This window comes from Streptomyces sp. NPDC051172 (assembly GCF_040682555.1).
Taxonomy (GTDB): Bacteria; Actinomycetota; Actinomycetes; order Streptomycetales; family Streptomycetaceae; genus Streptomyces.
Window position 1 is genome coordinate 1 of the sequence record NZ_JBFBBE010000211.1, and the last position, 9,582, is coordinate 9,582.

Sequence of the window (9,582 nt, forward strand, 5' to 3'; positions counted from 1 at the left end):
CTTCCCCAGCTGGGGAAGGGCCCGAAGCCGTATGCGGGCGGGGGTCAGACCCCGCGGCGCGAGCCGTCCTGGTTGATCGGGGACCACCACAGGGCCGAGGTCGAGCCGCCGTCGCCGAGGATGACCCCGCGGCCCTCCACGATGCGGCCGTCCCGCCAGCGCAGGAGGTGCAGCGCCGTCACGTCGAGCAGGTCGTACGGCGAGGTGCTGTCCGCGGGCGCTCCCGCCCGCAGCGCCCGGTTGGTGTTGACGTCGACCGAGTACCCGTCCTCGGCGTTGACCATGATGGTCACGTTCTCGGCGGTGTAGGAGCCCCCGGACAGCTCGCCCACGGTCTTCAGGAACCCGAGGAAGCTGTCCAGACCCTCGTGCCGGCCGGCGTGTGCGTGGTTGCCGGGTATCTCGAAGGTGACGTCCTCGTCCCAGTACTCCAGCATGGCCTGGCGGTCTCCGGACGCCAGGGCCCCGAAGGCCTCACGGACTCGTTCGACGGTCAGCTCGCTCATGATGTTCTCCTTCGTTCGTCGTTCTACGGGTGGGTGGGGACAGGCGGTTGCCGGGGCGGCCGGCTGTCCTGCCGGCCGCCCCGGCAACCTGTCGGTGCGTCAGGCCGCGACCTTGTCGGGCTCGGCCTGCGTCGCGGCCTCGGCCGCGGGTGCCGCCTGGCGGGACTTGGCGCCGACGGCCGCGACGAGCACGGTCGCGGCGGCGCCGAAGCCGGCCATGATCCACAGCGCGGTGTGCAGACCGCCGGTGTAGGCCGACGTGGCGGCCTGGTGGAAGGCGGCGCGGGCGCTCGCCGGCACGGTGGACTCCGGCCCGGACAGCTGGCCCTGGTTCAGCGCGTTGGCCAGCTCGCCCGGCTTCCCGCCGTACGGGCCGCCGAAGGCGTCGAGCTTGCTGCCGAGTTCCACCCGGGTGAAGTTGACGAGCAGTGAGCCGACCACCGCGATGCCGGTGGCCTCGCCCGCCAGCCGCATGGTGTTGAACATGCCCGCGGCCATGCCGGCCCGCTCCGGCTCGACGCTGGAGACGGCCGCGCCGTCCATCACGCCGAAGGAGACACCGATCCCGATGCCGATCACCGCGTACGGACCCAGCGCGGCCCAGTTGCCGATGCCGGGGTGCAACACCGTCAGCCACGCCGTGCCGATCGCGGTGAGGCCGACGGAGGCGGTGACCATGTGCCGCACCGGGACCCAGCGCAGCAGGTATCCGGTGATCAGCGGGAAGAAGATGGTCGGCACGGTCAGCATCAGCATGTCGATGCCGGCGTGCATGGTGGTCTGGCCGTTGACGGCGGTGAGGTAGCTGGGCAGGTAGACCAGCAGCGGGGTGAAGGCCAGCACCAGGGCCACCACGCCGACGCAGAGCGACACGAACTGCGGCTGCCGGAACAGGCCCAGGTCGAACATCGGCCGCTCCTGCCGCTTCTCCACCACGACGAACAGGGTGAACAGCACGGCGCAGGCGACGTACATGACCACGTTGAAGGCGGAGGTCCAGCCGAGCGCGGAGCCCTCGATCAGGGCGGCGATCAGCGCGGTCAGCGCCCCGCTGAAGGTGATGGTCCCGGCCCAGTCGACGCGGCCGGCCTGCGGGTCGCGGGACTCCGGCAGGCGGGTGGCGAGGGCGAGCACCACGGCTCCCGCGATCGCGGGGACCAGGAAGACGGACCGCCAGCCGAAGTTGGTGGACAGGGAGCCGGCGATGAACGGTCCGAAGGCCATGCCCACGCCCACGGTGGTGCCGAAGACGCCGAACGCCTTCGCCCGGGCGGGCCCGTCGAAGACCTGGGCGAGCGTGGCGCTGCCGGACGTCAGCACGGCGGCCGCGCCCACACCGGAGACGGCACGCGAGGCGTCCAGCAGCGCGATGTTGCCGGCCAGTGCGGAGACCAGCGAGCAGAGCGTGAAGACGGCGGTGCCCAGGACGAAGACCTTGCGGCGTCCGAACCGGTCGGCGAAGGCGCCGGAGGCGAGCATGAAGCCGGCGAAGGTCAGGTCGTAGCCGTTCACGATCCACTCGTCGGCGGCCAGGCTGCTGTGGAAGTCGGCGGCGACACCGGGTATGGCCACGGACGCGCCGGTCAGCGAGATCGGCAGCAGCAGCGATGCGAGCACCACGGTGACGAGACTTACGACGGGATTGCGGGACGTATTCGGGGACGGATCCCTCATGATTCTCTTCCTCCAGGAAAACTGCCGGTGTCCATGGCAATTCCACGCTAGGGAACGGAACCGGGTCCGTATATTCCCCTTGTGGTTCCGGCGAGTGTTTCCTTAGAGACACGCCTGGGCGTCCGCCCAGGTCAGAGTGTCACTTTCGGTTTCCTGCGGCAGCACGTTCGGACAATATCCGCACCTTTTCCGGCGCTGCGGAACTAGCGTCCGGAATTGCCCGTGCCCATCGGCCGGTGCGAGTATCCGAAATGCTGGGAGAGCGCACATGTCCAAGGTCAACCCCGTCCTGGTGGTCGGCGCCGGGCCGATCGGCCTGGTGATCGCCTGTGAACTGCTCGGTCAGGGCGTCCCCGTCCGGATCGTCGACGCCGAACGCGACCACTCGGCCCACTCCCGGGCCACCACCATCTGGCCGCGCCCGCTCGAACTCCTGCGCAGGATCGGCGTCGCGGACCGCCTGGTCGACAGCGGGCACCGCATCCAGGGCGTGGCGTACTACTCGGACCGCCGTCATCTCGCGACGGCCTGGCTGAACCGCCTGGAGGACACTGCGTACCCCTTCGCCGTCGGCCTGCCCCAGGACCGCACCGAGGAACTGCTGGAGCAGCGCCTGGCGGAGCTCGGCGGCAAGGTCGAGCGCGGGGTGCGGCTGGAGCGGCTGGACGCCACCGGTCCGCGCGCGCGGGCGGCGCTCGCCCTGCCCGACGGCCTCACCGAGGAGATCGAGGCGGACTGGGTCGTCGGCGCCGACGGCGCGCACAGCACGGTGCGCAAGGAGCTGGGCCTCGGCTTCGAGGGCTCCAAACTGCCGATCAACTTCGCCATCACGGATGCCGAGCTGTCCGGGGAGATACCGGCGGACCTGGTGAGCTACTGCTACACGGCACAGGGCGGCCTCGGGCTCGCCCCGGTCTCCCCCGGCGTCCACCGCATCGCGGTCGCGGTGCCGCCCGAGATGGCCGGGGCCACGCCCACCCGCGCGTTCTTCCAGCAGGTGGTGTCCGAGCGCGCGCCCGGTGGCGTCGAGGTGGGCGAGCTGCGCTTCAGCACGGTCTTCCAGGTCCACGTCCGCAGCGCGCCGAGCTTCCGCCGCGGCCGGGCCTTCCTCGCGGGCGACGCCGCCCACCTGATGAGTCCCGCGGGCGGGCAGGGCATGAACACCGGCCTGCTGGACGCCGCGAACCTGGGCTGGAAGCTGGCGGGCGTCCTGCACGGCACCCTCGACGAGGCGATTCTCGACAGCTACGACGCCGAGCGGCGCCCCGCGGTGCACACGGTGACCCGGTCCACCTCCCTGCAGACCCGCTGGGGAGCCCTGACCGGGCCCGCCCAACTCGCGCTGCGCGACGCGGCGGTACGGGCCGCGGGCCGCACCGGCGTCCTGCAGCGGGCCCTGGCGCCGGCCATCGGCCAGCTCACCTCGGGCTACCGCGGCCCCACCGCACGCAGGATCTCCCTCGGGGGGCCGAAGGCCGTCCCCGGGGACCGGCTGCCCCTCCTGCTCGGCGCGGAACCGGTCCGCACCGGGGCGCCCTGGACCCGGATCACCGGCCGCTCGTACGCCGTACTGCTGCACCCCGGCCGCACCAGGCCGGCCGACTGGCGCAGGACCTGCGCGGCGATCCGCACGGCCGTCGGCGACGAGGCCGAGGTGATCGAGGCCCCCACCGACCCTCGGGGCCCGCTCGCCACGGCACTGGGCCGCCACCCGCTCGCGGCGGTAGTCCGCCCCGACGGCCACCTCCACACCACCCTGACCGACCTGTCCCCCACCACAGTCCGGACCGCCCTCACCGGAGCCCGCCGCCGACCCGGCCCCGCCTGACCCGCACCGGCGAACAGCGGCACACAAACGGCCCTTGCCGACAACAGGCAAGGGCCGCAAGGGCCTTCACCCCGTCCCCGCACCGCCGGACACCAACAGCACCGCCCTCCGCCACCAGCAGCAGCAGCAGCCAAGGCAGACACCGCGCCACCGGCCCCCCACCCACGCACGCCGATGGCCCCCGCCTCCACCCGGCAGGGGCCACGACACGCAGTGCGGGGCGCAGTCACCCTGCCATCGGCAGGGAGTGCTTGCTGTGCGGGCGGATGAGCTGGAGCGCGGCCGCCTTGTTCACCGCGTCGAGCCGGGAGACCGCGTCGAGCTTGTCGAAGATCTTCCTCAGATGGCGCTTGACGGTGCCCTCGGTGATACCGAGACGGGCGCCGATCTGCCGGTTGCTCAACGCCTCGGCGACCAGGGTGAGCACCTCCGTCTCGCGCTCGGAGATCACCGCGGCCCGCCGGCCGGCTCCCTCGGCGGCGGCGAGCGGGGGCATCGACACCGTGACCACGGCGCGTCCGCTGCCGGGCCGCTCCCGGATGGCCGCGAGCAGGGACTGGCGGCTGGCGCTCTTGTGGAGATAACCGCGCACTCCGAGCGCGAGCAGCCCGCGCACCAGCGCCGGGTGGTCGTCCATGCTCAGGACGATGATCCGCAGCCCCGGCCGGCGCTCCAGCAGCCGGCGCACGGTGGCTCCCGGGTCCTCGTTGTACGGCATCTGCACGTCGATCAGAGCGACGTCGGGCCGCAGTTCCGCGGCGGCCCGCACGGCCGCACGGGCGTCGCCGACCTGCGCGACCACCTCGATGTCGGGCTCGCTCTGCAGGAGTTCGACCATCGCCTCGCGCAGCAGGGTGTGGTCGTCGGCGACGAGTATGCGGGTCGGGGCGTCAGACATGGCGGCTGTTCCTCTCGTTGACCGGAACCCAGAGCGTGATCCGGGTGCCGCGCCTTGGTGCGCTGGTGACCGTGGTGACGCCGCCGGCCTCCTGGATCCGCTCCCGCATGCCGAGCAGTCCGTTGGTCGAACCGCGTTCGCCGACCCCGGCGGGGTCGAAGCCGTCCCCGTCGTCGGCCACCGAGGCGTGCAGTTCCCGGGCGTCCCAGGTGATGTGGACGGCGACGTGCCGGGCCCGCGCATGGGCCACGGCGTTGCGCATCGCTTCGCGGACCGCGAGGAACACCGCGTCCGCCACGGCGGCCGGCAGCAGACCGTCCACGCCGTCGACCCGCAGGTCCACCCTCGGCTCGCTGATCTCCATGGCCTGCACGAAGCCGCGCAGGGCGTCCTCGATCGAGAAGGGTGCGACCGCCGGCGTCGAGTCCCGCAGCGCCGAGGTCACCTGACGGGTCGCGCACAGTACGTCCACCACGGCGGCCCGTACCTGCTCCAGACGGGCGGCGGCCTCCGGGTCGGACCCCGCCGCCGTGGTCTCCAGCATGTCCAGACGGCGCAGTGCCAGCGCCAGTCCGCTGCCGATCCGGTCGTGCACTTCCCGTGCAAGCACCTTGCAGACATCCGTCGGTGCCGACTGTGCCGTCCCTGCCGTCCCTGCTGTCTCTGTATCCCTCACCGGGTCCTCGCTCTCCCCCGTACGGTCTCCTGGCCGAGTAGGCCCTACACCCAAGAAGAATATAGAGAGCTCTCTTTTTTTCCAGCGAGATCGGGCCCGATCGAGTACATAGATGGCAAAGAAAAAAGAGTGCTCTCTTTGCTTTAGGCGGCGGCCGCGGCGATGCCGTGGCACACGAAGGGCCACAGGCGCGACATGGCGCCCGCCGCACCCCTGAACCGCTCCTGCCCCGAAGCGGTGCGCGGGTGCACCTCGACGGCGGTGAGCAGGTACATCACCAGTCCCGCCACCGCGGGCGGCCGGACACCGTGCCGCAACTCCCCGGCCGCTTCCGCCTCCTTGAGCAACTGGGACAGCGTCGGTGTCCACGTGGAGTGCCAGGCCGGGACGATGTCCGGCCGCTCCCGCGCCAGTAGCGAGGCGGCCCGCACGACGACGTCCTCGTCCAGGAGCCGGGCGAGCACCTGCAGCAGCACCCCGACGGCCCGCAGCGGCGACGCCTGCCCGGCGGCGGCGGACGCGGTCTGCTCGCCGGCAACGGTCGCGGCGCGTTCGACCACGGCCTCGGCAAGTTCGCTCTTGCTGGCGAAATGAAAGGTCAGCGCCCCCATGGAGACCCGGGCCGACCTGCTGATCGCGACCAGGGTGGCCCCGTTGTAGCCCTTGTCGTCCACGACATCGGCCGCGGCCCTGATGAGAGCTTCGCGCGTGCGCTCCGCCCTGGCCTGTACTGCCATGCATCCTCCAAAGTTCCGAGGCCGACCGGCCGCCCCGCGGTCGGCGCCGGCCGGACCGTGGGCGTAAATAAAAGAGATCTCTCTATATTATTCTGGCAGTGGCGACCGCTTCGCAAGCAGGCGGAATGAGCCACTCCACCATCGGCCGTACGGCAGGGGACCCGGAACGGGAAAAGGCCCTCCCGCCTCACCGAGGCAGGAGGGCCTGACGGAGCAGCCCAGATCCAGGGCCTGCCCTAGCGGGTGCCCAGTCGTTCGAGCGGGCCCGGTCCGGGGTCGGTGGCGAGCAGCTCCCAGATCAGGTCGCTGCGGTAGTGGTGGTCGCGGCCCAGCAACTCCAACTGCCGTTGCCCCCAACGACCTCGCGTGTTCGCGAGCAGCGCAGTGCACTGCGCCCAGTCGGCATCGCCGCGCGCATGCTCGGCGAGACCGTGTTCGGCCAGGACCCGTCTGAGGCGACCGCTGGTCACCGGGACGGGATGAGCGGCGTGATGCACCCCCCGCACCGGCGTGCCCGCGGTGACGGCGGCCGCGGCCAGCCGCGCCAGGTCGTCCACGTCCACGAGGGACAGCAGCGCCGTGCCACCGTCCCACTCGGGCGGAACGCGCCGGGTGAGTTCGGCGAAGGCCGGGCCCACCCAGCGGTCGCCCTCCCCGAGCACCAGACCCGGCCGCAGCACGAGCGCACCGGCCGCCAGGGCCCGCCCTTCGGCGGCGAGGCGGCTGCGGCTGGCCTCCGACACGGGCTCCGCGTCGACCCCGTCGACGTCGATCCCGCGGTGCGGACCCGCGCCGTAGACGGCGGCCGTGGAGAAGTGGACGATCCGGTCGACCCCGGCCTCCCGGGCGGCCGCCATGACGGCGGTGGTCCCGTCGAGGTTCACCGACCAGGCCCGCCGGGCATCGCCTCCGACGTAGGAGACGGCGTGCACGACGGCGTCGACGCCCTTGAAAGCGGCGTGAAGCGACGCCGCGTCGGTGACGTCGGCCCGGACCCGTTCCACCGTGCCCTCGCCCGGCGCTTCGGCACTCTCGCCGCGGGCCAGGGCACGCACCCGCAGCGGCCCTCCGCCGGGAGCCGCGCAGCCGGACAGCCGTCGCACCACCGCGGAGCCGATGAAGCCCGTGGAGCCCGTCACCGCGACGGTCCACGGCACGGCCTCGCCGTCCGCAGTCACTGCGCCGTCTCCGGCCCCCGCGCCCCGAAGTCGAGCTTGCCGATCACCTCGGGCGTGGCGACCGCGGGCAGGAAGTACTGCCACAGTTCGACGATCCGCTCCCGGAGGTCCTCGTGGCCGGTGCTGATCCGGGACAGCAGCTGGGTTCCGCTGTAGGCGGCCACCAGTACCCGGGCGAACCCGGCGGGATCCGTGCCCTCGCGCAGCTCGCCGAGCGCGTCGGCGGCGATGAGTTCCTCCTTGAACCGGGTGATCCACAGCTGGTAGGCGGTGTCGTCCTGGATGCCGAAGGCGCCCTGCTCGACGGCCAGCCGCACACCGGCCCGCAGCAGGACGTTGCTCCGCAGCTCCTGGGCCAGTTCGAGGGTGAGGTCGACCAGGCGCTGCAGTCCGCTGCGGCCGGCCTGCTCCGGCAGGTCGGCGGCCTGCTCGGCCATGACCGCCCTGGCCACGCCCTCCTTGGAACCGAAGTGGAAGTACAGGGCCCCCATGGTGGACCCGGCCCGCTTGATGATCTTCGTGGTGCTCGTGCCGGCGTACCCCGCGAGGTCGAACTCCTCAGCGGCCGCCTTGATGAGAGCAGCCCTTGTCCGCACGGCACGCTCCTGTTGAGGCTGCGCCACTGGACCTCCTTGCTAAATAAACAGAGCACTCTCTTGGTTAGAACAAGGCCCAGGTTACGCAGGGGCCGCGAGAGGTGTCCAGTGCACCTGTCGGCCACCCGCACGCCACACAAAACCCCCGCGATCCGGAAGCCGTTGCCCCACATGGCTTGATCGGTCCATGAGTGACCCTTTACCGCCACTTGAGCCAAACAAACAGAGCACTCTTTATGTTTATGGAGCTGCGGCTGCCAGCCGCAGCGCTCACATACGTCTCAGGGGGATTCCGTATGTCCAGCACCATGTCCAGCACCGCCCAGCACGTCGACGCCACCGCCCCGACCTGGGTGCCGGTGACCCAGGAGCAGGTGCACAAGCTCACCGCCTCCGAAGTACTGCCGACTCAGTGGTGCCAGAACGGGAACGACGTCTTCACCGTCCATGCCGACTGGCCGCAGGACCACGCCTTCTACGGACAGCAGCACGGCCTTCACGACCCCATGCTGCTGGCCGAATCGATCCGCCAGTGCATACCGCTGCTCAGCCACGCCGCCTATGACGCCCCGGCGGGGCACCGCCAGTCATGGAGCCACTTCAGCTTCGCGCTGACCCCCGCCGCACTGGCCACCACCGCCGGTACGACCTCGGTCGAACTCCGCGTGAGCTGCCACGACGTCGTCCGGCGCATGGGCCGTCTGGCCTGCATGCTCATGAAGGTCGACGTGATCCGGGACGGGGTCCGGGTGGGCACCGCCCAGACCCGGTTCGCCAACACCGCCCCCGCGCTCTACCGACGTCTGCGGGGCACCTACGCCGACCTCGACGCCTCGATCGCCCGCGCGCTGCCGCTCCCCCCACCGGCCGCGCCCGCCCAGGTCGCCCGCGAGGACTTCGCCGACGTCGTCCTCTCGCCGACCGACTCACCGCGGCGGCACCAGTTGCGCGTCGACCTGGGCCACCCGGTGCTCTTCGACCACCCGGTCGACCACGCCCCCGGCATGCTGCTCCTCGAAGCGGCGCGCCAGGCCAGCCACACCGCGGTGCAGCAGCCGGCCGCGATGCTCTCCATGGACGTGGTCTTCGCCCGCTACGCCGAGCTCGACGCCCCCTGCTGGATCCACACCGACCCGTTCCCGACGGACCAGCCCGGACAGCACCGGGTCCTGATCACCGCCGTACAGAACGACGTCTGCGTCTTCTCCAGCATCATCACGCTCCAGAGCGTCCCGCAGAACTGACCCCGCCCTCCCCGGCGCGCGCCACCTGCGTGTACCGCCAGAACAGACGGCGGCGCAGGCGCGCGCCGGGGAGGATGCGGCGCGCCTCCCGCACGATCTCGGCGTAGGTGACATCGGCGGGCCGGGACGCGGTACGACCGCGGTTCTTCAGCCAAGGCCGGGAAGTTAAGGATCTTCTGGTCGGTGTCGAGCGTGTCGGGTCAGCAGGCGAGGGCGTAGGTGGCGGGGCCGGTCTTGTGGATCAG

At 71.6% G+C, this 9,582-nt stretch carries 9 protein-coding genes and 1 pseudogene; 2 read left to right on the forward strand and 8 right to left on the reverse strand.

Translation table 11 applies throughout. The annotated features are described in order from the left end of the window. Window positions 1-44 precede the first annotated feature (44 nt). Complete coding sequence (locus AB0N07_RS48605) at window positions 45-506, reverse strand: nuclear transport factor 2 family protein (RefSeq protein WP_365847057.1); 462 nt, start codon at window positions 504-506, stop codon at window positions 45-47. A gap of 99 nt (window positions 507-605) precedes the next feature. Continuing rightward, entirely contained in the window at window positions 606-2,180 is a 1,575-nt protein-coding gene (locus AB0N07_RS48610) for an MFS transporter (protein ID WP_365847059.1), read from the reverse strand. 268 nt (window positions 2,181-2,448) lie between these two features. On the opposite strand from AB0N07_RS48610, the gene AB0N07_RS48615 reads away from it, so the two are divergent. Then, window positions 2,449-4,008 (forward strand): FAD-dependent monooxygenase, encoded by a 1,560-nt coding sequence (locus tag AB0N07_RS48615; RefSeq protein WP_365847061.1) that lies wholly within the window; start codon window positions 2,449-2,451, stop codon window positions 4,006-4,008. A gap of 226 nt (window positions 4,009-4,234) precedes the next feature. On the opposite strand, the gene AB0N07_RS48620 is transcribed toward AB0N07_RS48615, so the two are convergent. From AB0N07_RS48620 to AB0N07_RS48640, 5 genes are all read right to left on the reverse strand, one after another. Beyond that, on the reverse strand, window positions 4,235-4,906 hold the full coding sequence (locus tag AB0N07_RS48620; RefSeq protein WP_365847063.1) for a response regulator transcription factor: 672 nt from the start codon (window positions 4,904-4,906) through the stop codon (window positions 4,235-4,237). Continuing rightward, window positions 4,899-5,516: an ATP-binding protein gene (locus tag AB0N07_RS48625; protein ID WP_365847065.1), complete on the reverse strand. Its 618-nt coding sequence runs from the start codon at window positions 5,514-5,516 to the stop codon at window positions 4,899-4,901. Before AB0N07_RS48625 ends, AB0N07_RS48620 begins: the two co-directional genes overlap by 8 nt. Window positions 5,517-5,725: 209 nt before the next feature. Next, window positions 5,726-6,319 (reverse strand): TetR family transcriptional regulator, encoded by a 594-nt coding sequence (locus AB0N07_RS48630; RefSeq protein WP_365847067.1) that lies wholly within the window; start codon window positions 6,317-6,319, stop codon window positions 5,726-5,728. Window positions 6,320-6,555: 236 nt separating this feature from the next. Next, window positions 6,556-7,497 carry an NAD-dependent epimerase/dehydratase family protein gene (locus tag AB0N07_RS48635; RefSeq protein WP_365847069.1) on the reverse strand — a complete coding sequence of 314 codons (942 nt, stop codon included), beginning with the start codon at window positions 7,495-7,497 and terminating at the stop codon, window positions 6,556-6,558. Further along, window positions 7,494-8,120, reverse strand: a complete 627-nt coding sequence (locus AB0N07_RS48640; protein ID WP_365847071.1) for a ScbR family autoregulator-binding transcription factor — start codon at window positions 8,118-8,120, stop codon at window positions 7,494-7,496. Before AB0N07_RS48640 ends, AB0N07_RS48635 begins: the two co-directional genes overlap by 4 nt. Before the next feature lie 269 nt (window positions 8,121-8,389). On the opposite strand from AB0N07_RS48640, the gene AB0N07_RS48645 reads away from it, so the two are divergent. Next, window positions 8,390-9,337 (forward strand): ScbA/BarX family gamma-butyrolactone biosynthesis protein, encoded by a 948-nt coding sequence (locus tag AB0N07_RS48645; RefSeq protein WP_365847073.1) that lies wholly within the window; start codon window positions 8,390-8,392, stop codon window positions 9,335-9,337. On the opposite strand, the pseudogene AB0N07_RS48650 reads toward AB0N07_RS48645, so the two are convergent. Beyond that, window positions 9,309-9,464, reverse strand: a pseudogene (locus AB0N07_RS48650) (SAM-dependent methyltransferase); the annotation flags it as partial. The gene AB0N07_RS48645 and the pseudogene AB0N07_RS48650 overlap by 29 nt on opposite strands. Between the last annotated feature and the right edge of the window lie 118 nt (window positions 9,465-9,582).

Excerpts from the sequence above, each read along its gene's own strand:
- AB0N07_RS48605 (WP_365847057.1), bottom strand. The coding sequence starts at position 506 with ATGAGCGAGCTGACCGTCGAACGAGTCCGTGAGGCCTTCGGGGCCCTG.
- AB0N07_RS48610 (WP_365847059.1), bottom strand. The coding sequence starts at position 2,180 with ATGAGGGATCCGTCCCCGAATACGTCCCGCAATCCCGTCGTAAGTCTC.
- AB0N07_RS48615 (WP_365847061.1), top strand. The coding sequence starts at position 2,449 with ATGTCCAAGGTCAACCCCGTCCTGGTGGTCGGCGCCGGGCCGATCGGC.
- AB0N07_RS48620 (WP_365847063.1), bottom strand. The coding sequence starts at position 4,906 with ATGTCTGACGCCCCGACCCGCATACTCGTCGCCGACGACCACACCCTG.
- AB0N07_RS48630 (WP_365847067.1), bottom strand. The coding sequence starts at position 6,319 with ATGGCAGTACAGGCCAGGGCGGAGCGCACGCGCGAAGCTCTCATCAGG.
- AB0N07_RS48645 (WP_365847073.1), top strand. The coding sequence starts at position 8,390 with ATGTCCAGCACCATGTCCAGCACCGCCCAGCACGTCGACGCCACCGCC.